This is a genomic window from Paenibacillus sp. 2KB_22, from assembly GCF_052115745.1.
Lineage (GTDB): Bacteria > Bacillota > Bacilli > Paenibacillales > Paenibacillaceae > Paenibacillus.
In genome coordinates this window covers 246,880-273,309 of sequence record NZ_JBFRHG010000001.1, presented here as the reverse complement: position 1 = coordinate 273,309, position 26,430 = coordinate 246,880, and the positions used below count along the sequence as shown (strand labels likewise).

Here is a 26,430-nt window from a genome sequence, read left to right as displayed (position 1 = left end):
AGTGATATCGTTGTTGCAATATTAGGATATAGATCGCAAATTACCATTGCTATAATTTTAATATACAAGTTCACGATGACTTGTAAAATACAAAATTTAGAACATGGGGGATGCAGGAGTGAAGGAACATACGTTAGAAACGCCGCACAAACGGCGCTCCACCAGAGTCAAGCAGCGCTGGAATATGCAACGAAACTGGACTTTGCATATGATGCTCGTTCCAGCCGTACTGCTGGCAATAGTGTTTCAGTACATACCGATGGGTGGTATTGTGATTGCTTTTCAGGATTTCAAGCCATACCTGGGATTTTCAGAGTCCAAATGGGTAGGTTGGGACAACTTTAGATACTTGTTTTTATATCCGGATGTAGGTCAGGTAATCTGGAATACGCTGGTCATTGCATTTTTCAAAATCATCGCGGGACTGTTCGCTCCATTCTTGTTTGCCATTTTGCTCAATGAAGTTCGCTTGACGGCATTCAAAAGAGTGAGTCAGACGCTTGTGTATCTGCCGCATTTCCTATCATGGGTTATTCTCGGTGGGATTTTGCTTGATATCCTGTCTCCTCAGGGCGGCATGGTGAACCAGCTTGTCGTAGCCTTTGGAGGAGAACCAATTTTCTTCCTGGGAGATGGCACATGGTTCCGTATTACGCTAATTGTCAGCGATGTCTGGAAAGAATTTGGTTTTGGTACGATCGTATTTCTGGCTTCTCTATCAGGAATCAATCCTGCGCTCTACGAGGCTGCCGAGGTGGATGGGGCCAACCGGTTCAAACAGACGCTGCACATTACGATTCCGGCATTGATGCCGATTACAATTGTACTGATGACACTCTCTATCGGTAATATCCTGAACGCCGGTTTTGATCAGGTGTTCAACTTGTACAATCCGCTTGTGTATGACAAAGGCGACATCATTGATACCTTTGTGTATCGACTCGGGATTTTGAACGGGAAGATGAGTTTTGCCACAGCAGTGGGGTTATTCAAATCAGTGGTAGCTACCATTTTGATTGTTATATCGTACAGAATGGCTTACAAACTGGCTAATTATCGAGTTTTCTAGAGAGGAGAAAAGGGCTTGTATTATAAAACTAAAGGATACCGCATATTCAGCATAGCTAACTATACGTTTCTTGGCATATTATCCATACTTTGCATTTTGCCTATTATTCATATATTAGCCGTTTCATTCAGCAGTATGGCGCCAGCATCATCGAACCTGGTCAGCTTCTGGCCCATCGGGTTCACAACCGACGCATACGTGAAAACATTCGGAAATTCAAATTTCATCAACTCGCTTCTGGTGTCTCTTAAACGGACTGTGCTTGCAACGATCATCGGTATGGTCATCATGCTCATCACCGCATTTCCGTTGTCGAAGGAAGATATCAGCTTTAAAGGCCGCTCCTTGTATACATGGTTTTTTGTATTCACCATTTTGTTCAGCGGCGGTTTGATTCCAAGTTACATTCTGATTCAGAAGCTTGGTCTGATGAATACGATCTGGGCGCTTATTCTGCCCGGCGCTCTGTCCGTGTGGAACGTCATTCTCATGATGAACTTCTTCCGGGGTCTGCCGAAAGAACTTGAAGAAGCAGCCTATCTGGATGGAGCAGGTCATATCAAAACATTGATCCTGGTCTACGTTCCACTGTCGCTTCCGGCGATCGCAACCTTGTCCTTATTTACAATGGTGTATCAGTGGAACTCCTGGTTCGACGGCATGATCTATATGTCTGACATTAAAAATTATCCGCTTGCTTCTCTGTTACAGACCATTATCGTTCAGCAAGATCTCAGCAAAATCAATGTGGATCCTTCCATGTTGGAGAATATCTCACAGCGAACCGTGCGCGCAGCACAGATCTTTATTGGTGCGCTTCCGATCCTGATGGTTTACCCGTTTTTACAACGTTTCTTCGTAAAGGGAATTGTTATTGGAGCAGTCAAGGAATAGGCTATGCAATGCAAGGATAACCGAGCTGAGGGAGGAAGTAAGATGAGAAGAGGTTTGGCATGTATGGTGGCATGGAGTTTAATGGCTACCCTCGTTTATCCAGCAACTGCTGGGGCAGAAAGTGTACAAGATCAATCAGAGGTAGGAAATGTGCAGGCGAAAAGCCTGCACTCCTCTGTTTCCTATAATGACCTTACCGGGCATTGGTCACAATCCGCAGTTACACGATTGCAGGACTTGAATCTATTGAAAGGTTACACCGACGGCACATTCAAGCCCAGTCAGGTCATTAGCCGAGCTGAATTTGTTATGATTCTGGATCGGGCGTTTGGTTTCATCGGTAATGCGGCGACGGGTTCATATGCTGATCTGACTTCAGACGATTGGTACTATGATGTGTTGGTTCGGGCCAATGGTTCTGGCATTATTGAAGGCACAGACCGTGAGCATCTGTCACCGAAACAACCGATTAGCCGGCAAGATGCAGCGGTTATGGTGGATCGAGCTTTTCAACTTTCAACGACTGCGAACGAAGAGAGTGAACCATTGAACTTTGAGGATGCAGATGATATTTCCAGTTATTCTAAGAAAGCGCTTACCTATCTGGTGAACGAAAATATGATCAAAGGTTTCCAGGGGAAATTAAATCCCAAAGCCCCGATTACACGAGCGGAGACGGCAGAGTTACTGTCAGCGATGATTGCCGATGTGAAAAGTGCTCCTGGTATATATGACTCCCGGGTGGATGGCAACTTGATTATTAAATCGACGGATGTCACGTTAAAAAATACGATCGTCAATGGAAATCTCCTGCTGGCAGAAGGAATAGGTGAGGGTTCTGTGGTGCTCCAAGGCGTAACCGTTACAGGAAGTGTCATCATTAAAGGCGGCGGCAGTCATTCCATTGACATTAGCAACTCCAAGTTGAATCGAGTGGTCGTTGACAAACGTGGTGAACCCGTCAGAGTTGCCATTGCGGGAGAAAGTAACATCCAGGAGCTGCATGTCATGCAAAAATCTATTCTGGAAATCTCTTCCGACAGCCTCATTGATTCCATGAATATTCATGCAGAAGCGACTCAGACCCGAATGGATACCAAAGGTACGATCAACAAATTGAGTGTAGACGCGAGTGACGTTGTTATCAACGGAGAGAAAGTAAAACAAGGATTGCGCACATCCATGTTGGGTGAAGACCAACAACCTGCTTCATCGCAGCCGGGTGGTTCAACCAATGTGACAAACACACCAACGCAATCTTCCCCAGACGGACAATCACCGTCTACACCATCGAACCCAAGCAATCCGGCGGGGGAAAAGCCGGTTCCCGCAACAACGATTCCGCATGATCAATGGGAGCTTGTCTGGAATGATGAGTTTAACGGTTCTGCGATCGATTCTTCCAAATGGACCGTGCAGGATACGGGTCTGGTTTATAATAATGAAATGCAGTATTACAGCCCGGATAACACTCGTATTACGAAAGATCAGAACCGAAGCGTATTACAGATCGAAGCAAAAAAAGGGCAGAAAAACGGTAAAGATTACAGTTCCGGCAAACTGATCTCAATGGGAAAAGGTGACTGGACTTACGGTAAAGTCGTTGTACGTGCGAAGCTTCCTATTGAAAAAGGCATGTGGCCTGCCATCTGGATGATGCCAACCGATGAAGCGCATTATGGCGGATGGCCGGCATCTGGAGAGATTGATATTATGGAGCTTATTGGTGGCAATGAGAGTAATAGCAAGGTATATAGCACATTGCACTATGATAGTGTGAAGCCTGATGGGTCCCATGGACATGATCAGGGAAGCCTTACTCTTCCGGAGGGAGAAACTTTTGCTGACGATTATCATGATTTCCAGGTGGAATGGTTGCCGGGCATGATTCGCTTCTATGTGGATGGAAAGCTGCACCATGAAGTGACCAACTGGCAAACAAAGGCCGCGGGCCAACCCGAGTATTATACGTTCCCTGCACCATTTGATCGTCCATTCTATCTGATTCTGAATCTGGCAGTTGGCGGAGACTGGCCGGGCTCACCTGAGAGCGACTTCACTTCTGAAACGATGAATGTTGATTTTGTACGTGTGTACTCTTACAAAAATCTAAACACTTGGCCGGATGTAACAACGAGTCCGATCGAGCCTGTACAACAGCGTGAACCACAAGCCGATGGCAATCAACTCTACAATGATCGTTTTGCGGAAGCATCTGGAGATAACGGTGTTCCTTCGCAATGGAAATTCATTACGAATGCTGACGGAGTGGGCAGTGCGCAAGTTGTAGAGGATGAGCAGAAAGGGAAAGCAGCACAAGTTAGTATCGATGCATCAGGAACTGAAAACTATTCGGTTCAACTCACTCAGATGCCCATGTACATGAAGAAAAACAAAAAGTACAAAATACAATTTGATGCGAAGGCTTCTGCTAACCGTACGATTATGTCCAAAGTGAACCAATTCGAAAAAAGCTGGACAAATTACTCGGGTGATCACACCTTTACACTTACGACAGATTGGCAGTCCTATGATTATACTTTCAATATGCGTGATGGATCAGATAATAATGCCAGATTCGAATTTAATTTGGGATTGGATGATAAAACCGTTTGGCTTGCCAATGTTCGACTGATTGAGGTGGGTGAGGCAGATCCGCTAACGGTTGAACGTAACGCGTTACCTGATGGCAACTTCATTTACAATGGAACGTTTGATCAAGGTAAAGAGCGTCTGGGATTCTGGTCAAGCAACATTCAAGAAGGTGCAAAGGCTCAGATCAGCGTGAATAACTTCTTGAAATTCCCGATTATGGAACGTCAACTGGTTGTGGATGTTACGCAAACAAATGGTGAACCACAGCAGGTATCGGTGAACCAACCGGAGTTAAAACTGGAGGCCAATTCAACGTATGGATTCTCCTTTGATGCCAAGGCAGATTCATCACGAAGCATCGATATCGATGTTGTCAGCAGTAATGGGCATACGGTGCAGGTTCATCAAGGGCAAAACCTCTCATTGAGCCAAGAAATCAAAACGTATACCGGAGAGATCATCATTGGAGATGGGCCAGCAATCGCACAATCCGAACTTAGACTGTTATTCGGAAGTTCCAACGGCAAGGTATATGTGGACAATGTGCGTCTGACCAAACGTGGCAAACCTCTGTCCGTGAATGGCTACGCACATATACCTGCAACCGAAGCCTGGATGATGCAAGGTTTGCAATTGGAGGACTCCGTCGAAGGTGGCAAACACGTTAGCTACATGGATCAGGGAGATCTGCTCCAGTATAAAATCGATGTTGCGGAAGATGGACTTTACGTCCTATCTGCTCGAATGGCTAGTGGCAAGAGTGACTCCACTGTTCAGTACAGCATTCAGGATGAACAAGGTACAATCGTTGCTCAATACGAACTGAATCTCGGAGACACGGGGGGATGGCAAACATACAAAACCGAGTATTTCCCAGGGGTCAACTTGACAGCAGGCAAACGCTATTATGTGAATTTTGAAGGAGCAAATTATAATACACGTTGGGTGGATATTTCAAAAAATAAAATTCAGAACAGCCAGCTTGCAGCGAATCTGAATCATTGGGAGCTAATTCCTAATGATCTGACAGCTTCACATGAAGAGGGCGAAGGATTAACGATTAACTTGCCTGGTACAAGTGACCATTGGTGGGATGCATTGCTGCAACAAGGTCAGATCGAACTGGATGCAAATAAATCATACCGACTTACCTTCGAGGCATCTGCTTCAAGTCCTAAATCCATGCAAGCGGTCCTTTCTCAGAATGCAGGGGATTTTGTGAAGTATTTCGAAGAAGAAGTGGAATTAACTGCGGATCCACAGTCGTATAGTTATACAATCACCATGGGAGATATCTCTGATTCGGCAGCCATACTTGCATTTGGACTAGGATATCCGCTACCTGCAGGTGAACACTCGATTAACATCCATAACATTCAGTTATATGAAGTTAATCCGAATGCAGATCAAGGAGGGCAACCAGCTCATGTTAATCTTATTTCCAATGGAGACTTCTCCAAAGGTAAAGACAGCTGGTTTACCTACGCGGATGGTAATGCAGCTGATCTTGAGATGCAAGTTAGCAATCAACAGCTTCATGCCAAGATTGGTAATGCTGGACAGAACCCATGGGATCGTCAAGTCATCAATGAAGGATTTGGCATACAGCAAGGTTTTAAATACAAATTAACGTTTAAAGCCAAAGCGGAGAAGTCCAGAAAAGTGGGTTTGGGAATTGGATGGGTCGACGCAGCTGCCAACTATGAATGGCATGGATTCTTTGGGGCACGAGTTGATTTGACTCCAGAAGAACAGGAGTTCACGTTTACATTTGATGCAACAGAAGCCAGCTATGCGAATACTCGCATCTCATTTGATCTGGGTAACATTGACGGCGCAGAAGACGGTAACACAACTGTCTCTTTGTCCGATGTCAGCTTGATTAATCTGGGTCCTGCTAATTAGCTTCTACTCTCATCCTCTTAGCAGCTAAAAACGTAGAATAAAGTTGCCTTATAGTGACATCATAAAGAGGTAGTACACATCTCAGTTTCCAGAGGAGGATCTCTTTTATGGCTGACCAGAAGAAACGAAAAGAAGCTGCCTGGAAGTCACGAAAGCAAGAACAGCATCCCCATGGTAAAATCAAATCGCTAAAAGAATTATCCAGCGAGTATGAAGAGAAACCTACTACGAATTAAACGAAAGACTGTCAGTGAACATTGCTGGCAGTCTTTTTAGATGTGGTAAACATTGAGCACTAAGTGTATACACTCTGTCCTAAAAACGAATGAACATAAGATATAGTATATATATAGTTCGTAAATAACTGTGAACAAATCGTCAAATCGTTGACATCGCATGTTGTTTTAATTAGAATACGAAATGGACTTCAGGTTAAAACAGAGATGAGTATCTTTATGTTTCGTTTTTATGTTTCGTATAGAGCATAGCTGTTAAATCTTTAATCCTAACAACGAATATAGGAGCGTTAATATTACAATCCTATATGAAGATTAGGATTTTTTGTTTTTAGCTTGGAGTATAAATTGAAAGTTGGAGGCTGGCTTTAGCATGGACAATTGGTTCAAACTAAAAGAAAGAGGTACGAGCATTCCCACAGAGATTATCGCTGGGATTACAACATTCTTCACAATGGTATACATAGTGATCGTAAACCCAGGGATACTTAGCAGCACGGGCATGGACTTTAACGGAGTATTCATAGCAACGGTACTGGCAAGTATTGTGGGAACCCTGATTATGGGGATATGGTCCAATTATCCCATCGTCATCGCGCCGGGTATGGGACTGAATGCATTCTTTGCGTATAGCGTCGTTGCCGGGTATGGCGTGTCTTGGCAGGTTGCACTGGGAGCGGTATTTATCGCAGGGATTTTGTTTATTATTTTATCGCTTACTTCATTCCGTTACATGTTGCTAGATGCCATTCCTGCAAGCTTAAAACATGCCATAACAGCAGGGATCGGATTGTTTATTACAACGGTAGGTCTGCAAAATTCCGGAATTATTGCCGATTCAGAATCGAATTTGATTACAATCGGAAACCTGGCTGAGCCAATGGCTTATCTGACTATTATCGGATTAATTATTACCGTTGTGCTGATGGCTTACAAAGTGAAGGGTTACCTGTTCATCGGCATGGTGGTTACAGCGATACTTGCCTGGATCATGGGACTATTCCAAATGCCGGAATCGATTGTATCCATGCCGCAAGGCCTGACGTCAACGGCTTTGCAACTGGATCTGGCAGGTGTATTCTCAAATGGCTTGTATACGATCATATTTACGTTCCTGCTGATCACACTGTTTGATACGACGGGCACGATGCTCGGCGTTGCCGAACAAGCAGGATTGCTTAAGGAAGGTAAATTTCCACGCTCGCGTGGCGCATTATTGGCAGATGCCGTAGGAACAACCAGTGGCGCTTTGCTTGGAACAAGCCCAACATCGGCTTACATCGAGTCCAGCACAGGGGTGGCTGCAGGAGGAAGAACGGGACTGACAGCGGTAACGGTAAGTGTGCTTCTTGCTCTGACGTTGTTCTTCACACCGATCGTAAGTGTAATTTCAAGCATTCCGGCGATCACTTCTCCGGCACTGATCATTGTTGGGTACTTTATGATTAACGTTATCAGCAAAATCAAATGGGATGATCTCGAAGAAGCATTTCCTGCCTTCCTAATTATCATCCTTACTCCGCTCACGCATAGTATTGCGACAGGGATCGGCGTAGGTTTCATCTTTTATCCGGTACTCAAGCTGCTTCGCGGAAAAGGCAAGGATGTTCATCCGATATTCTATATCTTTGCGGTATTGTTCTTCATTCAGCTTGTATTCCTGGACCACTAAAATGGTCTAACCCTAAAGAGAACTGCTCTACAAGCAGCTCTCTTTTTTTGCAGTTCATATTCCGTTCATATTCCCGTCACGAAGGGTACATCTTCCATCGTTACACTATACCTATGTCGCAAGAGCGGCTCTACAGTTATAAAGACAGGAGAAGATGGATGTGGAAAAATCAGAAGATACAACAGTAACGGGGACTAAGGGCCGTAAAAAACGGAAGTTATGGTTGAAAATAATTGGTGGTATTATCGGCGCGCTGGTGCTGTTTATGGGTATCACCTTTGTCGTTCATACTATCAGTAATGGGATTGAGAAAAAGAAAATTGAATCGTATGGCCAATATGTTAATGTCGATGGAAAAAAAATGAATGTGTCCATTCAAGGCAGCGGCGAACAAACGATTGTGCTTTTGCCTGGACAAGGAACCCCATCGCCAGTACTCGATTTCAAATTGTTAATTGATGAATTAACCTCGGATTACAGAGTTGTGGCAATCGAACCTTTCGGTTATGGATTAAGTGACCAAACTGAGACGGAGAGAACAACGGAGAATATCGTCAGTGAAGTTCATGAAGCTGTACAGCAACTCGGGATTAACCGCTACATTCTGATGGGCCATTCCATCACGGGACTATATGCAGCGACGTATGTGAACACGTATCCGGATGAAGTTTCAGCTTTTGTCGGGATCGACAGCAGTGTTCCGAATCAACCGGGGATGGATGTCAAATTACCTTTGAACTTAATGAAATTTCTTAAACAATCAGGGCTGATGAGAGTACTTTCAAAAGTGAGCGGTGATTCAGATGCATCACTTGCATACGACGAACATACCAAAGAACAGATGAGGTTGATTTCGAATCAAGTCGCGACGAATCCTACATTGATCGACGAGCTGAAACACCTCGGTTCCAATTTCAAAAATGGAGAAAATCTCACGTACCCTCGTAATCTGCCAATACTTCTCTTTGTACAATCCAACAACGAGCATAACCCGCAGTGGATACCACTGCATGAAGAACAAGTCAAACAATCGGCACAGGGCAAAATGATCCCAATGGAAGGTTCACATTACCTGCATCATACGAAATATAAAGAAATCGCCGAGGAATTCAAGTCTTACATGAAACAAATTCAGTAATATAAATGATCATTAAACTGCGGTGCCATCATTGGTACCGTGGTTTTTTGGGTTTTCAGGAGGGTCGACAAGTTAATTACAGATATGAGGTATTCTTTAGTTTAGATTTAGAAACTTATTTATGTTCATTCAATCCAGCTAAACAAAGAGTTTGTTCGAGTCGATCCAAATCCACGAAGAAGTCCTCTAATCCCGGAAAACACTCCTGTGTTGTCCCGTCTTCTTGCCCATACATCATATAATAATCAAGTTCGTTATGATTGCTGATCATCCAGTAAGTAGGTATTACATGCCTGATATGGAAAATTTCAATAACAAGGGTTCCTTTCCTGCAAAATGCAAGATTGGCCAGTCCTGCTCCATGCGGTGCGACGATTGCCTCTGCGGAGGCAAAAAGTTGAACTTGCTGGGCTATGGTCCAATCTTCCAGGCAGATAGGAATAAAACCGTACGCCTCCAAATGCCGGATGACTTTATCCTCATTAGCTATTCGTCGGGCCAAAGCTTTGCTCCGAGAGATAAAAATGCGTAGGGGAGGATCAAGTGTTCTGTCAGCCCAGGGTAACATAAACTTCCGAAGGATAGCTGTAGCCCAAGGTGGATAATGGGAATTCATCATTAGGGAAGGCACAACCAACCGATCAGCCTGAATTTCCAGATCATCATGAGTACGAATCACGGTCGATTCCGATACGCCAAACATGAACAACGTTTCTTTGACAAAAGATTCATGAGGGTTCGGATTCATGACCAGGAATTCAAAAGGAACATTCAGCATCCGAAGCATACCCAGTCGCGGCAGAACATCATATAACCAATGAAAATAATTATGACTCCCGCAAAAAGTCAAACCGGCAACAGTTCCTTGTAGATGATGATGTTTTTGAACCTTTTTCCGATGCAAAGCGGGGTGTTCTTCCAGTGTCATCATTCTGTTTTTTTGTCCATCGTATTCTGGGGAAAGGTCAAAGATCAGTTTGCCGTCGGATGTGAGGATAGCACCTGATGTTCCCCAAACACGCCCATTTGATATGAATGCGACATATCCACCTTCGGGATGAAGGGTATAGGGCATTAAATAACGGTGAATCTCCGTTTCAAGGGTGTTCGGAATCTTGAATTCAGCGACTCCACCAAAATCAAAAGGGGCGACCCTGTCATCGCTGCCGGGGGAAACGGAAACGATCCATTCCGTGATGTCTTTGTAAAAACCGGACTTATTTGGGTTGGAGATTGTGGGTTTAACATTTCTGTATATTTCATTCATAGTTTTTCCCTCCACGACCCTGTTACTTATAATGCTAACTTATGCAAATGCTCCATGAATGGGACGAAGATGAGATGAAATCATAACTTTGAAATAAAGACTTGACCTTAGGTCAGCCCCAAGGTTTAAGCTTGTAATATGAAAAACAGCAAAGGTGGTGAATGGGTTGAGTGATGAAATTACGATTAGCGAGCTGGCAAAGCTGATGAAAGTCTCTGTACATCAAATTCGTTACTTTGAAGAAAAAGGGGTGTTGAACCCTGCCTATGTAGCAGAAAACCAATACAGAATGTATGGGGTCGAAGAAATTTATCGTCTATCTCATATTTTATTACTCCGCAAAATGGGGCTGTCTGTTCAAATGATTAAGGAATGTCTGAGTAATCTGACATCCGATCAAATCACATCATTATTTCACCAAGCGTTGGCTGACACGGAAGCAGCTATTCATCAGCTTCAGCAAACCAAACACCTGATCAGCAAGTTGTTGCATGAGAAAGAGCATATCCCACATGAGGATCAAGTGAAATATTATATCGTTACTCGTGACGAGATTCACTTATCACTTTGGTTCCATATGCAAGCGCAAGGGTACTTGCACGCAAGACAGCTGGTCCAACAGAACAGTAACATTCCCCATTTATTTGAAACCGATATTCATTATGTGTATGGAGAGGGAGACACTGTAGGAATTTATACTCAAAAGGAGGGAGCTAACGATTTAGTTTTACCCAGAGGGAAATACCTTTCTCGGCATGTGTTTGTCCACATTGAAACTGAACTCGAAGAACATATCACCGAATTCTATGCTTACGCTGAACATAAGGGCTACTCATATCACGGTCCACTTGTGATGGTAGAGAAATCATATTTATCTTTATTCACACCAGAGAAGCTTCATTATGAGCTATTGTTAAAAATGATCGATTAGGGGGACGGAGAGTGATAACTTCCATTCAGATAGAACCCGTTCGTATCCAGTTTCATCAAGCTGTTGCTGAACTCATGGCTTATGGTTTTGGACACCAATTCCAAAAGATCACTTCATTGTCTACATATGATCTGGCTTACGTATTTGAACAGTTACTCCAGCATCCCGCTAAGGAACAGCATACTCTTCGAGTCATTGCACGCCATAATGAGGAGATTGTTGGCACCATGGGCTTGAAATGGAAAGAAGCAAGTAACAGAGCAGCAATAACAACTCTTCATGCCTACTCCCATTGGTGGAGCAAGTGTAATAGGATAGGTAACTGGAAACTGCTTCAGCTAATCATTGGTCTACATCTGCTGAAGCATACGCCTGAATTACACGAATGTTATGTGGAAGATCTGGTTGTACATCCACAGCATCAAGGCAAGGGGATTGGTACACTGTTGCTCCAATGGGCACAGAGATATATGTTGCAGTCCAGAGCGCTATCATTTCTTAGCTTGCATGTCGCAAGTCATAATTATCATGCAATCCAGTTATATGAACGCCATCAATTTCGCAAGCAGCGTAGCACGAACAGCTTCCTGACTGGCCTGCTCTTGGATGAAAATCAGTGGCATTACATGACTTATGAAGGAGATTATTATGTTTAAACGAAGAAAAGTGTACATCTCCGTTATCGTGACGATTTTATTGATGGTTGGTACAGGACTATACATAGTCAATCAAAATGATTTTGACATGGTGGAACAATCCATTGAAATCCAATCACCTCAGGGCAAGTTAACAGGTACGCTGACTGTACCCAGAAACCATTCGGGCAAGTTAGGATTAGTGTTGTTTATTCACGGTGATGGTCCGATAGACTCTACTCATGGTGAGGGATACAAACCTTTGTGGGAGCGATTGGCATCAATCGGTTATGCGTCCTTGTCGCTAGATAAACGAGGCATTGGAGGATCAGAGGGAAACTGGCTAGATCAAAGCATGGATGATCGCGTAGTCGAGGCACAGCAAGCTATCGCATGGGCAAAAGAACAATCCATCATTGATGATTCCAAAATAGGGGTATGGGGCACCAGCCAGGCCGGCTGGGTCATCCCTAAGCTTGCTGGCAAAGAACACCTGGCTTTCAGTATCTTGGTATCGCCAGCGATAAACTGGTTACAACAGGGGGAATACAACACTCGCAGCCAAATGGCGAAGGATGGTCATTCCCCTGAAGAGATTCAACATCAGGTCGATTATGAAAACCAGGTTAATGAGATTCTAACAAAACAGGGCACATATGAAGAGTATACCAAGATCGCTCGAGAGAACGATCTGATTTCCAAAGAACGATGGAACTTCATAAGAAAAAATTATGCTTCTGATGCCACGGCGGACTTGCACCATTTCAAAACCCCTGTATTACTTCTGCTTGGAGAAGATGATGTGAATGTGGACATTGCAGATACAGAGCAAGCATACCGCAAAGGCATTCAGCCATCTTCATTGCTTCATGTGAAAATATTCGCTCATACAGAACATTCAATGCTGCCAACATCTATTGCAGACTCCCAATGGAAACAATCCCTACGATTTCTGTTTGCACCGAGAAGCATTACAGTTGATGGGTATATGGACGAAATCGAACATATGTTGACCAGCCTTTCGTTGTAGTTGGCGGTTTACGATCTCTGCGTGAGACTGGATAGACCATTGTCATTTGGGAATAAAAGAGCAGGGTGAGGCAGTATTTATTATCCTGCCTTTTTGCGTGTAATAGGCAATTTACTGTGCCAATTGTGCCATATCCGGCTGTAATTTGGTCCGCAGAACATATAACATGATGGCCCCTACAAGAAACGCGACGGCATCCGCAATAACGAGTGACCAGATCACTCCATGAAAACCATTCAGTTGATTCGCGATATACAATACAGGAATCAGCGTAATTCCTTGAATGATGGACATCACAAAAGCAGCAGTTCCTTGGGCTGTAGCTTGGAAAATTCCAATAAACAACGAAGTCAATCCTGTAATAAACAAGGATAAGAAGGTCACATGGAGAATGTAGCTACCCATTTCAATTAATTGCGGATCAGTCGTAAATAAACCAATCAAGTGGTCAGAAATCAGATAGACGATAACGCCGAACAGGACAGCTAAGACCAAAATAGCTTTGATCGTGAATCCAATGGTTTGTTTCATGCGTAATTTGTTCGCTGTAAATGAGAAGGCAATCAACGGAACGACTCCCTCGCACAAACCCATCAGAATGAACTCAGGAAATTGCAATAAACGTGATGAAATTCCATACCCCGCGATGGCCTGATCCCCATATTCGACAAGAAAAAGGTTAAGAATAAGCGACATCGCACCCAAGAAAACACTCATAACAAAGACGGGAACTCCGATTTTGAACACATTGCTCATAATGTCCTTGGTAACCTTGAACCATTTCAAGGAGACGGTTAAGAAAGTACTCTTATAACTCATATGGAAAGCGTAGAAAGCACTTGCAACCATGTTGGAGATGACCGTTGCAGATGCAACACCGATCACGCCCCAATGGAAGGCAAAGATGAATAGCGCATCGAGAACAATATTCACGATAACACTGAGCATCATGCCGATCATTGACGTGATTGCTGCCCCCTCCGAGCGTACGATATTCTCCAGCGTGAAGAATAAAATCACGAATGGTGAACCGATAAGCATTATCGTGACATAGTCTTTCGTAAATCCGAAGGAGTCCGGCGTTGCCCCCAGCCCATGAACAATAGGCTCAATTAAAGGGAGGCCAACAGCTATTACGATAATTCCAAGCCCTAAACTACTGTAAAAGGCAAATGAAGATACATGCTTTAGATCATCCACTTTTTTCTCACCCAGTAAACGAGAGATGAATGTACCGCTACCTATACCAATTAGGTTGCCTAGCGCCATAATGACCGCGAATAACGGCAACGTTAGTGCAAGTGCGGTTAACATGGCTGTATTACCCAATGTACCAAGGAAATAGGCATTCAAGATGGAATAGATAACACTCATTGATGTGCCTAACATCATTGGGACAGCAAAGTGAGCTACAGCTTTGGTGATCGGTGCTTTTTCAAAGTAATGGAGGTTTTCTGCATCCATGTGGATCACTACTTTCATCATTAATTTTGATCTAATCTAACACCGTTAGATTGAACCTTACAGTGTTAGATGTTATCATGAACTTATGAACCTGTAAAGCATAAACTTACACTGTTAGATTAAAGGGCGGATAATGATGAAAAAACAACAGCCTCAGATTTCGGAAGATAAGATTCTGGAAACCTCGTGGCAGCTTCTGGCGGAAGAGGGCATTGAGAAATTCAGCATGAGACGCTTGGCAGACAAGCTGGGGATTCAGGCTCCATCTCTATACTGGTACTTCAAGAGCAAGCAGGCACTCTACCAGCGTCTGGCCAACCAGATATCGAAAATTATTCTGGACGAGTTTCACGCTGAAGGGGATTGGAAAGAGCAGATGGAAGGGCTTGCGCTAACCGTACGGAATGTGCTCAGCCGATATCCTTGCTCCACACAGCTCATGATGATGACGCTACCCCACGAGCCGGACATGATCCGGTTCACCAACCGTATGTTGCTCTGCATGGAATCGACGCCATTAGAGCAAGAACAGAAATTACAGGCAGTTCTTACGCTTGTAAACTATGTATTCTATTTTGTACTGGACGATTATCAGCATCAGCGCAATATCTCGGCTGTCCTTAAGGATCAGGAAACACTTCAGGGTGATGAGATGATCCAACTTCTGGACTCCATGAGTGAGAAGGAAGCTGGAATCTTCAGTAGGATGTACAAGAACGGGATGTTTGAGGTAATGGGAACCGAAGGAGCTTTCGAGTTCGGCTTGAAGCTTATATTGTTGGGGATTGAACAAGTGGTTAAAGAGCATGAGAAGTAGACGCGTGATGCTATGGAGACAGTAACGAGGGTTACTGAGTGGTAATTGGATATGTAAAATAACAAAGAATGATAACAACAATCCGTCTAAAGAAGCGGCTAGTTGGTGTTATCATCTTTGTTATTCGAGGATCAAGAAGTTGATTCTATCGGAAGCTGCAAAGCCAGTGACTTTATAAAGATTACCGGCAATTTAATTACCTTTCGGCATTTTGCTCTCATCCATATAAAGCAGGTTCCAGCGGTGACCGTCCAGGTCGGCAAATCCCGCGCCATACATCCAGCCGTCCGTTTCACCAGGCTTGCCAAAGATAGTTCCTCCGGCAGTCTCTACTTTTTGAATAAAAGCATCAACTTCCTCTCTGCTGTCAGCTCCAATGGAAAATATAACTTCTGCGCTATGGGAAGTATCTGTGATTTTTGCACCTGTAAATTTCTCAAACGCTGCATCCGGAAACAGCATGATCGTTGTTTGGCCAATGACAAGCTGGGCTCTCTCGTTACCAACATTCTTCCCATGGAATCCAATCTCGTTGAAAAAGGTAGTGGATTTCACAACGTCTTTCACCGGCAGGTTAATCCAGATATTTTGTGACATGGCTGCAGCCTCCTAGAGTATATTTTGAACACTCTTACTATACTCTACTTAAATCCAAAATTACATAATCAGGTACGTACAATAATGAGATGTTTAGAAATAACGGGTATAATGAAGGCTGATTTAGAGAAATCTGCTTTGTAGTGAAGGGATGATTCATATTGATAGATCACGATAATCTTGAAGAGTATCTAGACCCGGTTAATTATGATCTTGAGTTTGGCGGCGAAACGAATAAATACAACTTTTATCTTGAATTTTCCAAATTAAATCCAGGTGAGGTGTTGGAACTTGCATGTGGTACAGGGTTGACTACCATTCATTTATCAAAATCGGGGATAAACATAACAGGTGTTGATATTTCTTCGTCAATGCTTGAATATGCGCGGGTTAAAGCTCAAGGTCTGCCTGTTGAATTCATTGAAGCTGATGCCCGTACATTCAATTCCGAACAGCGTTTTTCCATGATTTATTTGACAGGAAATGCATTTCAGGCTTTTTTGAGCGATGAAGATCAAAGGGCCTTACTTGAGACTGTCAACAAACATCTAGAGCCTGATGGATTGTTTGTTTTTGAAACCCGAAACCCCTTGGGGACCGATTTATCCAACGAAGAGGAAAGCACCTGGGGAGAGTTTATCGATAAAGATGGAATTACAGTCAAGGTATCAGGTACACAGACGTATGATACAAGTCACCAGATCATGCACTGGGTCACGTTCCGTGATTGGGGAGGATCGAAGAAAACAATTTCTCGAATTGCATGTCGCTTTATGGATAATGATATGCTTCAGGGGTTATTAACAAGCTGCGGCTTTTGTATCGAAGATCAATATTCGGACTGGGATAAAACACCGTTCAATCCTTTATCTCCTTCCATCATTAGTGTTTGTCGAAAAATACACAGAGCCTAAAACGAACAATCCCGGAATATTCACCCAAATCGTTCTAGTTACTTCAAAACCATGACAAAAAGAGCAATTTCCAATGAGGTTGCTCCTTTTGTCATGGTTTATTTTGCCTAACGGTGTACACGCAGTTTCTTCCTCCGGCAAGAATGTATTCTCCCCGTTCAATATGAACATTATCGCCTAGAACTGTTTTGAATAAATGTAACTCATTCTTGCATAGTCCGGTACATACCGCAGCCGCTTCACAGATGGGACAATGCTTCTCAATGAGTAGGAGACTGCCATCATCCTGCTCCTTAACCTCGGCCATGTAACCTTCATTCGTACGAATTTCGGCTAATTTCTCCAACTTCTCTCTAACATCTGATGCATCGCCTAGATACTCAAGATATTGTTTTTGCATATTTTTATTTCGAACATCCAGCAGCTTGTCCAGCCCTTCATTACCAAAGGCTTCTTTCATCGAATTGATGAGGCTGACGGATAAATCCGAATATCCGCTCGGGAAAAAACGATTAGCCGAAGGAGTTAATATCCATAGCTTGGTGGGTCGACCCATGGGACGCGCTTCTTCCACAGTTGTAACCAATCCTTCTTCTTTTAGCGCATTCAGATGTTGACGAATTGCCATTCCAGATAATGAAAACTGAGAGGAGAGTGCCACAACATCCATTCCCCCGCGCTCCTTTAACAGATCAATAATCGCTCTCCGGGTACTGGTCGAGACATCTTTTTTAGTCTGATTTCCGCTCATGGTGAACCTCCTTTTGAAGCAACTGAATCTTCAACACTCCCTACATTTTAAACAAAAATATTGACAAAGTCAAAGCCGAACTGTAGCTTAGACATTATAAACAAAAATGTTTACTAAGTATCCGGATACGATGTATACATACCAATTTTCTTGGAGGTCACATTTCATGTCGTCTAATCATCAAAGTATTTTCAGCCCGCGTTATTTTGCATTATCCATAGGAATTATTTTGTCAGTGATGGCCGTTGGATTCGAAGGTCTATCCGTAACCACCATTGCTCCTTCAATTGCTGGAGACTTGAATGGTCTTAGCCTGTTCGGGTGGATATTCAGTACATATCTGCTTGCGCAGATTATCGGGACGCTGGTCGTCGGTCGGATCATTGATAAAAGAGGACCTGCAGCGCCGTTCACTTTTGCACTTCTGTTGTTTATCGTAGGGCTGATCGCTGCCGCAACAGCAGGCGATATGTATATCATGATAGGGTCACGGGCCCTGCAGGGTTTGGGTGCCGGAGCCATGATGACTTGTGTGTATACGGCTATATCCTTAAGTTACCCGGATGAGCTACGTGCCAAAATTCTTGGAGCATTTGGTACTGCCTATGTTCTTCCGTCTATGCTCGGTCCATATGTAGCTGGTCTAATCGCAGATCAGTGGTCCTGGCGCTTTGTTTTCTGGGGAATCTTACCTGTACTGGTGGTTTCGGCATTGCTTAGTTTACCTGCCTTTAGGAAATTGAAAGTGCAGAAATCGGGAGGGGATAGCGGATCTTCATCCACTTGGATGGCGTTACTTTTAACGATGGGTACAGGGGTTTTCTTGGTTGGTCTTAGTAAGCTTCCGAGCATTATGGGATTTGTTTTAGTCATTATTGGCTTCGTATTGATGTTGTTTCCGCTCCGTAAGTTGCTACCGAAGGGCACACTTACGTTGCGAAGAGGTATGCCAGCAATTCTGGCAACACGTGGGTTGTTCTTCGCTGCTTATACCAGCACACAGAATTTCTTGGTATTGGCTCTAATCGACGTGAAAGGAATCACACCTTCTCAGGCCGGATTAATTGTAGCGAGTGCTGCATTAAGTTGGTGTATCATTGCGTATCTGCAAGGACGATGGGATGCGGCAGATCAGGGCAGTGGACGTCATATGAGAATCATTCTTGGGGTATTGCTGCTTGCGATAGGGATTGCCATCGTATTTTGGGTACCTGTTGTGACCGTTACCATCGCAGTTCTTGGTCAGATCATTGCAGGCGTTGGTATTGGATTGGCGCACCCGATTAGCGGTGTTGTCGCATTTTCCCAAACGGGGGAGGAAGGTGTGGGCCAGACCTCGGCCAATCTGCAATTTGCAGATTCTTTTACTCCTGGCGTAGTGATCGGCATCGGTGGTTCCATCCTTGTAGTGTGTCAGGCTGGTGGAATGTCACTTCAATCCGGCTTAATTGTAGCCATGGGTTTCCATCTCTTGTTGATCGTCATGAGTATCGTTGCGAGCACTCGGATCTCACCACGCGGATGAATATGAAAGTGGGTGTACAGACCATTGTTCACTGAAGAACAGAATAAAATATTTACGGCTTATCGTATCATCGGAACGAAATGGACGATCCATATTTTATGTGCTCTTTCTCAAGGCCCGAAGAGATTCGGTGAAATATTCGAAAGCATTCCTTCCATTTCCGAAATGATCCTCTCCAGACGTTTAAAGGGTCTTCAACATGATCATTTGGTCAAAAGAACAATACTGACACGCCCTACACAAATTATTTATGAACTTACGCCAAAAGGAGTTGCTCTTGCTACATTTATACCCTGTCTAATCGACTGGGATACAAGATTTTCAAAATGATACCATCAGGGAGGAACAAAATGATCATTAAGGTCAGTGATACAGCATCGGACAAAATCGTCGAAATTTTATCAGGTGCGGATATCCAAAATGCCTTCCTTAGAGTAGGCGTTGATGAAGGGGGATGCAGTGGTTTATCTTATACCCTTATCGTGGATGAGCAGCAGGCAGAAGAAGACATGGTGTTAAATAAAACGCATTTCAGGATATTGGTTCATGCGAAAAGTATTCCATATATTGATGGTCTTGAGATCGACTATGAAGAGAGCGGAATGCTGGGCGGATTCATCATGAATAATCCAAATGCCAAAGTCTCGTGTGGATGTGGGGCCAGTTTTAGAATGGCCAATTATCGTGGCGAAGTAAAAAAATGTGATTAAACTGAGGGAAGGGGTGCAAATCATTGATTTCATTTGTAGTATCTGATCAAGCGATCGATTCCTTTAAGAATGAATGGGAGTTGGAAAAGGGCCAGTATGTAAGAATTTACGCAAAATATGTTGGAGGAGGCTCCGATGCTTTTACAATTGGCATCAATGCGAGCGCTACACCAGTCGATCCCGCTTTGGTTCAATCCATTGGAGGCTTTCATTTCTTTGTTGAAAAAACAGATGTCTGGATCCTGCAGGATCAACTTCTCCGAATTGACTGTAATGAAAATGGCATATTTTCAAGCAAAATCTCTTATTGAACATGGGAATCATATTCTAAACTACAATCCTACTTTTTAAACATTTAACTTTACAAAGTATAACACTTCATGTATATTCAGGAAGTAAAAAGGTTTATTTTACCATAATATCCATCGAATTATGGAGGTGTAGAAGACAAATAACAAGCAGATTGGGATTTTTGATGCACAGTACAGGGCGCCTACAATTGGGATTATGCTGGTTCTGGCAACCGTAGCTTTTGAAGGACTGGCTATCACAACGATTGCTGCGAAAATGGCACAAAGTTTAGAGGGCATTCATTTATATGGTTGGATCTTCAGCGCATTTTTGTTATCTCAGCTTATTGGAACTTTGGTTATGGGTCAGCAGATTGACAAGCGCGGCGTTTTTACATCCATGCTGGTATCTTTTAGTGTTTTTGTGTTAGGAACTGTGGTCTCCGCTGTCTCTTTCGATATGTACATGCTTATTGCCGGAAGAGCCCTTCAAGGTTTTGGAGCGGGGGCCCTGATCACATGCGTTTATACCTGTGTGACGTTGCAATATCCAGATAAACTTCGTACTCAAATCCTGGCCGCATTCTCCATGGCATTTGTCCTGCCTACCTTAATCGGACCTTATGCAGCAGGCCTTATTGCTTCCTACATCTCGTGGCGATATGTTTTCTGGATCGTTCTACCCTTGATTGGAATAGCGCTCAGTCTCACATTCCGTTCTTTCCGTAATTTGCAGCTTCAGCAAGATCTGACAGGTCCAGCGCGAGCAACGGACTCAAAGATTATGTATGCGATTCTGCTTGCCGTTGGAACGGGGCTGTTACTCACAGGACTTGGTATGATAACCGATTGGAAAGGCATCGTGCTCACTTTGGGTGGATTAGTCGTCATGATCCCACCAATGCGTAAATTGCTGCCTGTGGGTACTTTTTCGGTACAAAAAGGATTGCCTGCTACTTTAGTTTCGAGAGGGCTATATGTTGCTTGTTATTTTACAACGGAAAGTTTTGTGATCTTGGCACTAACCGAAGTGAAGGGGTTATCAGCTGACCTTGCTGGCCTCATTGTAGCAGGAGGATCTCTCAGCTGGTCCGCCGCAGCGTGGTTACAAGCCAAGCTTGATGCACGAGATCAAGGTCGTGCCCGAAAGGGTAGGGTCATGACGGGCATTGGGATTATGATCGTTGGAACTGTACTTGTGATTCTGGCTCTTATTCTGACGGACGGCGGGATTATACTCATCCTTCTCTCACAAATGATTACAGGGTTCGGTGTTGGATTGGCCAACCCTACAACGGCAGCCATTGCTTTACAACATGCCTTGCCCAGGAAAGAGGGAGAAATGTCCGCCAATCTACAATTTGTGGATTCCTTCTATATGGGAGTAAGCATTGGAGTTGGTGGCGCACTGATTGCCTTGTCCGAAACGTTACAGTGGGGCATATCGACTGGCGTCTTCATCGTGTTAACACTGCAATTATTATGGGTCTTGTTAAGTTTCTTAGCATCACTACGAATTACCAAACTCGTTCATCAAGAACATCATCCAATCAACCAAGTGAAGGATAACATCTCCATGTAACGGATGACGACCGCGTCGTTAAATACATCAAGAAGAACGGGGGGACTAATTACATTGGGAGGTGGATAAGATGGCACGTGTATTAGTCGTCATTACTCCAGCTGAAGGACATGTGAATCCATCGTTAGGATTAGTTACTCAGTTGATTGACAACGGTGAGGAAGTTGTCTATGTGTGCACGGAGGAGTACCGTTCCCGAATTGAACAAACCGGTGCCCAGATCATTACCTATCCGTTTCCACAAGATGCCTTCTCTCATGATCCGGTGTTGAAACCCCAGGAATACAAGCATTCTTATCAGTTCATTTATATGATGGTAAGCGGTATTATTGGGAGGATCATCCCCAATGTGCTGCATGTGATAGAGGATCAAAAGTTCGATTATATGATCTTTGATTCTCTGATGGGATGGGGAGGGACTATTCTTGCAGAAAAACTTAGAATTCCTGCGGTGTGCTCCATTGCTTCCTTTGCTTTCGTGGAGCCTCTCGGGGCCCACTCAGGCCTGAGTGAGACGGAGACGACGGAGCTTTATGAGGCTACGATGAAGATCACAACGGAGTTAGCCGAAGAGTTTCAAGTGAGTATCCCAGCCATAGAAGAGATTCCGGCACATGCAGGTCAGTTAAAGCTCGTCTACACCAGCCGTTATTTTCAGCCGCAGGCAGAAAAGCTGGATGATCGTTTTATTTTCACGGGTCCTTCAATCATAACACGTCATGATGCTCCGACCTTCTCATTTGAGTTGCTACATGAAAGGTACCCGCATACCGTGTACATTGCTATGGGGACGATTTTAAATAAAAATTTGGATTTCTATCAGCTTTTCTTTGAAGCATTAGGGGATCTACCCGTGAATGTTGTTCTATCTTCAGGAAAATACACGGATATGGAGCCGCTCGCTAATCAAATACCTCCTAATTTTATCGTTAAGCCCTACATTGCCCAGTTGGAGATGCTGCAGCATACCGATGTTTTTATTACACATGCTGGAATGAACAGCACGAGTGAGGCGTTATATTACAACGTTCCGTTGGTGATGATTCCATTGACATCGGATCAGCCTCTTGTCGCCAATCGGGTACAGGAGTTGGGCGCGGGTATTACATTAGATAAACATAACCTCAATGCAACTGATTTGAGAGAGGCATTAACGGAAGTGCTACACAATCCGTGTTATAAACGGCAGGCTTACCTCATTGGTGAATCCTTAAGGCAGGCTGGAGGTTACATACGGGCAGCCGAATTGATTATGAGTCATATAGATTCAGGCCGGGGAAGTTACACAATTTAATGGTTGTCCATCCAAAGTCGCTTAATTAGCGGCTTTTTTTTGTTTTAATAACCTCAAGACTTGACCTACAGTTAACTCTATGACTTATACTCGATTAGGCTTGCAAATTATATGAGGAATTGGAGATTTTATTTATCATGGCGAAGAGCACGAATTGGAATGTTTTTGGACTCGCAATACTACTAGGTTTATTTTCTACATTAGGTCCATTTACGATTGATATGTATTTACCGGCTTTCCCGGAGATTGCACAAAATATGAATACAACGGCATCACTTGTACAATTTAGTCTTACTGCTTGTTTGTTAGGACTAGGTGTAGGACAACTCGTTATGGGTCCTTTGAGTGATGCGTACGGTAGACGTAGACCTTTGTTGATCTGCATGGCGGCCTACATTATTTGTTCCTTGGCATGTGCGTTTGCTCCGAATATCGGACTATTGATTTTGTTTCGCTTCACGCAAGGATTTGCGGCATCCGCTGGAATTGTCATTTCCCGTGCGATAGCTAGAGATCTGTATAGTGGGCATGAACTCACTAAATTTTTCTCTTTGCTCTTGCTTGTAGGAAATTTGGGGCCTTTGGCAGCACCGATCGCGGGAAGTGGCATTCTTTCCTTCACCACATGGATTGGCGTGTTTATCTCGCTTTCATTCCTGGGGGTTTTCTTATTGATCATGACCAAGTGGAGCTTAAAAGAAACACACCCGGTCGAAAGACGTATGGTTCCCGACTTCAAACAGCAATTGGGTAATTACAGAATGCTTCTGCGTGACCGCACGTTTGTTGGCTACATGCTCGCACAGGGAATCATGACGGCAGGGGTCTTTGCTTATGTAGCAGGAACACCTTTTATTTACCAAAATATATATGGTGTTACACCCACAGTATTTGCTATATTGTTTGCTTCGAACGGAATCAGCTTGATCATCGGTTCTCAAATCGTGGGTCGATTGGCAAAACGTATCCCTGAGCAAACGCTTCTACTATCCGGACTATGGCTTGCATTAATAGCAAGTGTCGCTGCTTTGGTGGTAACTTTGGTTCATGGTCCACTTTTCGCTTTGGTCATTCCATTGTTCTTCTTTGTTTGCTCAATCGGCATTACGTCTACAGCGGCATTCCCGCTGGCCATGGAGAGTCAAGCTAAGATGGCCGGAAGTGCAGCAGCACTGCTCGGCGTTGTTCCTTTTCTACTGGGTGCATTGGTTGCTCCTCTGGTCGGTATCGCAGGTGAGGACACTGCCGTCCCGTTAGGACTCACTTTGTTAATGACCAGTATCATTGCCATTGTTACTTATTTTCTACTCGTTAAAAAAATCTCGCAACATACACCTAATCATGCCCAGTCTAATGCTGATTTTTAATATAGAAGGAACAGCTCGCCAAGGATTGGCGTGAGGCATAATGAATATGATTCCATAACAAGTCGCTAACATAGCGGCTTTTTTTGGTTTTTCGTACTGAACGCTCAGCCTGAATTCCGGTAAATCGTTGTTAGAAAAATGGAGAGACTAGGGGAGGAGGGGACGCTCACTGCTTCAACTGGTATAAGTTTAATCTCTCTTGTACAGCGTTTAGGACTTCCTCCGGAATTTCCTTAACTTTGATATCTTCACCTAGAAAAAGCAACCAATTGGTGATTTCAGTTAATTCGTCTACGTTATGAACATTTGTAAATGTCTTTAGAAGGGCTGTAGTTTGGTACGGATTCGTATAGGCAATTGAAAACTTTAAAGGATGGTACTTTTTATATTGGGCAATCGCCTTTGGGCCAAGTTCCAAAACAAGGTTGATGACCTCTTCCTGTGTATTTCGTTTTAGTTGTTCTACAATCTTTTTCATACTCGGTCTTTTTTTCGTCGGGTATGCTTCTACACGGATGAGATTGTTGACAGATATGATTCGTCTCTTTTCTTCCTCCAAGTCAAAACCTTCAATGATCCAATGGCCTTTTTGATGATGAAGGTGCAAGAGAACGATGGGATAGGACTTTGTTTTCTTCTCTTCTTGGACAGTAACTAACAAATAACGTTCGATAAGAAGAAGTTGGATGAGTTTTTCCAAGGTAGGGTGGGGCAGGTCTGACAGATCAAGCAAGTCTGGATTATGGGGATTGGTCCCTTCAAAAAGCAATAATTGATTGAGATGCACAAGGTCATCTTGCTGATTCTCTGAGATGAGGCCCAATAATTTTTCAGCCAAAGATTGACGACTCTTCAGATAAGGAAGTTGTTGATTTCTTGTCGCCATAAAGGCAATGAATAACGCTTTGAGTTCATTATCGGTAAAGCGTACCGTGGGCAGGAGGGAGTTGTTCATGACAAAATAACCGCCGTCCCGCCCAACTTCAGCGACAAGTGGCATTCCCATAGCTTCAATTTCTCTGATATCTCGAATGGCTGTCGAACGCGAAATGTTAAATTCTCGCATGATTTCAGAAATGGTAAAGTGCGCTCGGTTATTGATATACCGCGTGATGATATTAATGCGTTCAACTTTTTTCATTGGGCCCCCTAAACAGTATCATATTCTGACATGATTTAAGGTTATTATAAACCCATCAAGTGAAAACACAAATCAATTGAAAATTAAAAGAGGATGGTGTAACAATGAGTAATTATCATTTTGAAGAAAAAGACAGCTTTATCGTTTTAGGTATTGGTACGGAGCTTAAGAGCGACTACACAGACTATGCTGGCATCAACAAAGAGAAGGCGGATTTTTGGTCCACTGTGAAACAAGATGGAAGCCTGGACACATTAAAGTCTCTGGCTACGAATGACTATATTTTTGCTGTAAACGAAGCGGTGAATAACAAAATGATGCATTATGCTGGCGTCATGACAGAAGAATCTCTGCCAGAAGCAACAAGAGTGATCCAATTCCCTAAGGGAGAATACCTGGTTGTGAAGGGCGAAGCAGAGACGGCAGATGCACTCAGTAATATGCTTACTGGCATTGCCTTTGGTCAAGCCCTCCCCGCAGAAAAGGATTATGCCTATGTTGGCGGACCCAATGCAACGGTTGAAATGGGACAGAAAAACGGTTTGGTATATGGTGAAATGTGGATTCCTGTTGTACGGAATTAAAGAACAGTAGGTCATAAGGTTC

Annotated in this window: 24 protein-coding genes; 19 read left to right on the top strand and 5 right to left on the bottom strand. The window is 43.6% G+C overall.

Annotated elements, in window-relative coordinates; genetic code table 11:
• The first annotated feature begins 118 nt into the window (after nt 1-118).
• The 6 genes from AB4111_RS01150 (at nt 119) to AB4111_RS01125 (ending at nt 9,509) form a co-directional block, all read left to right on the top strand.
• Nucleotides 119-1,069: an ABC transporter permease gene (locus AB4111_RS01150; protein ID WP_442029740.1), complete on the top strand. Its 951-nt coding sequence runs from the start codon at nt 119-121 to the stop codon at nt 1,067-1,069.
• Between the two features lie 15 nt (nt 1,070-1,084).
• Nucleotides 1,085-1,963 (top strand): carbohydrate ABC transporter permease, encoded by an 879-nt coding sequence (locus tag AB4111_RS01145; protein WP_442029738.1) that lies wholly within the window; start codon nt 1,085-1,087, stop codon nt 1,961-1,963.
• Nucleotides 1,964-2,005: 42 nt separating this feature from the next.
• On the top strand, nt 2,006-6,463 hold the full coding sequence (locus tag AB4111_RS01140; RefSeq protein ID WP_442029736.1) for a carbohydrate binding domain-containing protein: 4,458 nt from the start codon (nt 2,006-2,008) through the stop codon (nt 6,461-6,463).
• A 107-nt stretch (nt 6,464-6,570) separates the two neighbouring features.
• On the top strand, nt 6,571-6,699 hold the full coding sequence (locus AB4111_RS01135) for a DUF6254 family protein (RefSeq protein ID WP_219845137.1): 129 nt from the start codon (nt 6,571-6,573) through the stop codon (nt 6,697-6,699).
• A gap of 373 nt (nt 6,700-7,072) precedes the next feature.
• Nucleotides 7,073-8,371: an NCS2 family permease gene (locus AB4111_RS01130; RefSeq protein ID WP_442029734.1), complete on the top strand. Its 1,299-nt coding sequence runs from the start codon at nt 7,073-7,075 to the stop codon at nt 8,369-8,371.
• Between the two features lie 154 nt (nt 8,372-8,525).
• Nucleotides 8,526-9,509, top strand: coding sequence for an alpha/beta hydrolase (locus tag AB4111_RS01125; RefSeq protein WP_442029732.1), 984 nt, complete (start codon nt 8,526-8,528; stop codon nt 9,507-9,509).
• Nucleotides 9,510-9,624: 115 nt separating this feature from the next.
• On the opposite strand, the gene AB4111_RS01120 is transcribed toward AB4111_RS01125, so the two are convergent.
• Nucleotides 9,625-10,776: a glycosyltransferase family 61 protein gene (locus tag AB4111_RS01120; RefSeq protein WP_442029730.1), complete on the bottom strand. Its 1,152-nt coding sequence runs from the start codon at nt 10,774-10,776 to the stop codon at nt 9,625-9,627.
• Nucleotides 10,777-10,942: 166 nt separating this feature from the next.
• Between AB4111_RS01120 and AB4111_RS01115 the strand changes: the two genes are divergently transcribed.
• The 3 genes from AB4111_RS01115 to AB4111_RS01105 are packed head-to-tail and all read left to right on the top strand — an operon-like array spanning nt 10,943 to nt 13,372.
• A complete protein-coding gene (locus AB4111_RS01115) occupies nt 10,943-11,707 on the top strand; it encodes a helix-turn-helix domain-containing protein (protein ID WP_442029728.1) in 765 nt (254 codons plus the stop codon).
• An 11-nt stretch (nt 11,708-11,718) separates the two neighbouring features.
• On the top strand, nt 11,719-12,363 hold the full coding sequence (locus AB4111_RS01110) for a GNAT family N-acetyltransferase (RefSeq protein ID WP_442029726.1): 645 nt from the start codon (nt 11,719-11,721) through the stop codon (nt 12,361-12,363).
• Nucleotides 12,356-13,372: an alpha/beta hydrolase family protein gene (locus AB4111_RS01105; protein ID WP_442029724.1), complete on the top strand. Its 1,017-nt coding sequence runs from the start codon at nt 12,356-12,358 to the stop codon at nt 13,370-13,372. Before AB4111_RS01110 ends, AB4111_RS01105 begins: the two co-directional genes overlap by 8 nt.
• A gap of 111 nt (nt 13,373-13,483) precedes the next feature.
• Here the strand turns inward: AB4111_RS01105 and AB4111_RS01100 are convergent, their stop codons facing one another.
• A complete protein-coding gene (locus tag AB4111_RS01100) occupies nt 13,484-14,836 on the bottom strand; it encodes an MATE family efflux transporter (protein WP_442029722.1) in 1,353 nt (450 codons plus the stop codon).
• A gap of 136 nt (nt 14,837-14,972) precedes the next feature.
• Between AB4111_RS01100 and AB4111_RS01095 the strand changes: the two genes are divergently transcribed.
• A complete protein-coding gene (locus tag AB4111_RS01095; protein WP_442031548.1) occupies nt 14,973-15,653 on the top strand; it encodes a TetR family transcriptional regulator in 681 nt (226 codons plus the stop codon).
• Nucleotides 15,654-15,845: 192 nt separating this feature from the next.
• Here the strand turns inward: AB4111_RS01095 and AB4111_RS01090 are convergent, their stop codons facing one another.
• Nucleotides 15,846-16,250, bottom strand: a complete 405-nt coding sequence (locus tag AB4111_RS01090; protein WP_442029720.1) for a VOC family protein — start codon at nt 16,248-16,250, stop codon at nt 15,846-15,848.
• A gap of 161 nt (nt 16,251-16,411) precedes the next feature.
• Between AB4111_RS01090 and AB4111_RS01085 the strand changes: the two genes are divergently transcribed.
• On the top strand, nt 16,412-17,164 hold the full coding sequence (locus AB4111_RS01085; RefSeq protein WP_442029718.1) for an SAM-dependent methyltransferase: 753 nt from the start codon (nt 16,412-16,414) through the stop codon (nt 17,162-17,164).
• Between the two features lie 91 nt (nt 17,165-17,255).
• Here the strand turns inward: AB4111_RS01085 and AB4111_RS01080 are convergent, their stop codons facing one another.
• Entirely contained in the window at nt 17,256-17,915 is a 660-nt protein-coding gene (locus tag AB4111_RS01080) for a helix-turn-helix transcriptional regulator (RefSeq protein WP_442029716.1), read from the bottom strand.
• A 166-nt stretch (nt 17,916-18,081) separates the two neighbouring features.
• Here AB4111_RS01080 and AB4111_RS01075 point away from each other — a divergent pair, with 166 nt between their 5' ends.
• The 7 genes from AB4111_RS01075 to AB4111_RS01045 all read left to right on the top strand — a co-directional run bounded on the left by AB4111_RS01075 (nt 18,082) and on the right by AB4111_RS01045 (nt 24,683).
• A complete protein-coding gene (locus AB4111_RS01075) occupies nt 18,082-19,440 on the top strand; it encodes an MFS transporter (RefSeq protein ID WP_442029714.1) in 1,359 nt (452 codons plus the stop codon).
• A gap of 12 nt (nt 19,441-19,452) precedes the next feature.
• Nucleotides 19,453-19,770 carry a winged helix-turn-helix transcriptional regulator gene (locus tag AB4111_RS01070; RefSeq protein WP_442029712.1) on the top strand — a complete coding sequence of 106 codons (318 nt, stop codon included), beginning with the start codon at nt 19,453-19,455 and terminating at the stop codon, nt 19,768-19,770.
• A gap of 20 nt (nt 19,771-19,790) precedes the next feature.
• The gene (locus AB4111_RS01065) at nt 19,791-20,150 is read left to right on the top strand and encodes a HesB/IscA family protein (protein ID WP_442029710.1); all 360 of its coding nucleotides are present in this window, start codon (nt 19,791-19,793) and stop codon (nt 20,148-20,150) included.
• Between the two features lie 23 nt (nt 20,151-20,173).
• A complete protein-coding gene (locus tag AB4111_RS01060; protein ID WP_442029708.1) occupies nt 20,174-20,461 on the top strand; it encodes a HesB/YadR/YfhF family protein in 288 nt (95 codons plus the stop codon).
• 196 nt (nt 20,462-20,657) lie between these two features.
• A complete protein-coding gene (locus AB4111_RS01055) occupies nt 20,658-22,022 on the top strand; it encodes an MFS transporter (RefSeq protein ID WP_442029706.1) in 1,365 nt (454 codons plus the stop codon).
• A gap of 70 nt (nt 22,023-22,092) precedes the next feature.
• The gene (locus AB4111_RS01050; RefSeq protein ID WP_442029704.1) at nt 22,093-23,316 is read left to right on the top strand and encodes a macrolide family glycosyltransferase; all 1,224 of its coding nucleotides are present in this window, start codon (nt 22,093-22,095) and stop codon (nt 23,314-23,316) included.
• Nucleotides 23,317-23,453: 137 nt separating this feature from the next.
• On the top strand, nt 23,454-24,683 hold the full coding sequence (locus AB4111_RS01045) for a multidrug effflux MFS transporter (protein ID WP_442029702.1): 1,230 nt from the start codon (nt 23,454-23,456) through the stop codon (nt 24,681-24,683).
• A 166-nt stretch (nt 24,684-24,849) separates the two neighbouring features.
• Here AB4111_RS01045 and AB4111_RS01040 read toward each other — a convergent pair whose 3' ends face one another.
• Nucleotides 24,850-25,824, bottom strand: a complete 975-nt coding sequence (locus AB4111_RS01040; RefSeq protein ID WP_442029700.1) for a helix-turn-helix transcriptional regulator — start codon at nt 25,822-25,824, stop codon at nt 24,850-24,852.
• Between the two features lie 104 nt (nt 25,825-25,928).
• Between AB4111_RS01040 and AB4111_RS01035 the strand changes: the two genes are divergently transcribed.
• The gene (locus tag AB4111_RS01035; RefSeq protein WP_442029699.1) at nt 25,929-26,408 is read left to right on the top strand and encodes a GyrI-like domain-containing protein; all 480 of its coding nucleotides are present in this window, start codon (nt 25,929-25,931) and stop codon (nt 26,406-26,408) included.
• Nucleotides 26,409-26,430: the final 22 nt, after the last annotated feature.

Excerpts from the sequence above, each read along its gene's own strand:
- AB4111_RS01125 (WP_442029732.1), top strand. The coding sequence starts at position 8,526 with ATGGATGTGGAAAAATCAGAAGATACAACAGTAACGGGGACTAAGGGC.
- AB4111_RS01120 (WP_442029730.1), bottom strand. The coding sequence starts at position 10,776 with ATGAATGAAATATACAGAAATGTTAAACCCACAATCTCCAACCCAAAT.
- AB4111_RS01130 (WP_442029734.1), top strand. The coding sequence starts at position 7,073 with ATGGACAATTGGTTCAAACTAAAAGAAAGAGGTACGAGCATTCCCACA.
- AB4111_RS01075 (WP_442029714.1), top strand. The coding sequence starts at position 18,082 with ATGTCGTCTAATCATCAAAGTATTTTCAGCCCGCGTTATTTTGCATTA.
- AB4111_RS01100 (WP_442029722.1), bottom strand. The coding sequence starts at position 14,836 with ATGGATGCAGAAAACCTCCATTACTTTGAAAAAGCACCGATCACCAAA.
- AB4111_RS01050 (WP_442029704.1), top strand. The coding sequence starts at position 22,093 with ATGGCACGTGTATTAGTCGTCATTACTCCAGCTGAAGGACATGTGAAT.
- AB4111_RS01035 (WP_442029699.1), top strand. The coding sequence starts at position 25,929 with ATGAGTAATTATCATTTTGAAGAAAAAGACAGCTTTATCGTTTTAGGT.
- AB4111_RS01055 (WP_442029706.1), top strand. The coding sequence starts at position 20,658 with ATGCTGGTTCTGGCAACCGTAGCTTTTGAAGGACTGGCTATCACAACG.
- AB4111_RS01105 (WP_442029724.1), top strand. The coding sequence starts at position 12,356 with ATGTTTAAACGAAGAAAAGTGTACATCTCCGTTATCGTGACGATTTTA.
- AB4111_RS01135 (WP_219845137.1), top strand. The coding sequence starts at position 6,571 with ATGGCTGACCAGAAGAAACGAAAAGAAGCTGCCTGGAAGTCACGAAAG.
- AB4111_RS01095 (WP_442031548.1), top strand. The coding sequence starts at position 14,973 with ATGAAAAAACAACAGCCTCAGATTTCGGAAGATAAGATTCTGGAAACC.
- AB4111_RS01040 (WP_442029700.1), bottom strand. The coding sequence starts at position 25,824 with ATGAAAAAAGTTGAACGCATTAATATCATCACGCGGTATATCAATAAC.
- AB4111_RS01045 (WP_442029702.1), top strand. The coding sequence starts at position 23,454 with ATGGCGAAGAGCACGAATTGGAATGTTTTTGGACTCGCAATACTACTA.
- AB4111_RS01090 (WP_442029720.1), bottom strand. The coding sequence starts at position 16,250 with ATGTCACAAAATATCTGGATTAACCTGCCGGTGAAAGACGTTGTGAAA.
- AB4111_RS01065 (WP_442029710.1), top strand. The coding sequence starts at position 19,791 with ATGATCATTAAGGTCAGTGATACAGCATCGGACAAAATCGTCGAAATT.
- AB4111_RS01080 (WP_442029716.1), bottom strand. The coding sequence starts at position 17,915 with ATGAGCGGAAATCAGACTAAAAAAGATGTCTCGACCAGTACCCGGAGA.
- AB4111_RS01140 (WP_442029736.1), top strand. The coding sequence starts at position 2,006 with ATGAGAAGAGGTTTGGCATGTATGGTGGCATGGAGTTTAATGGCTACC.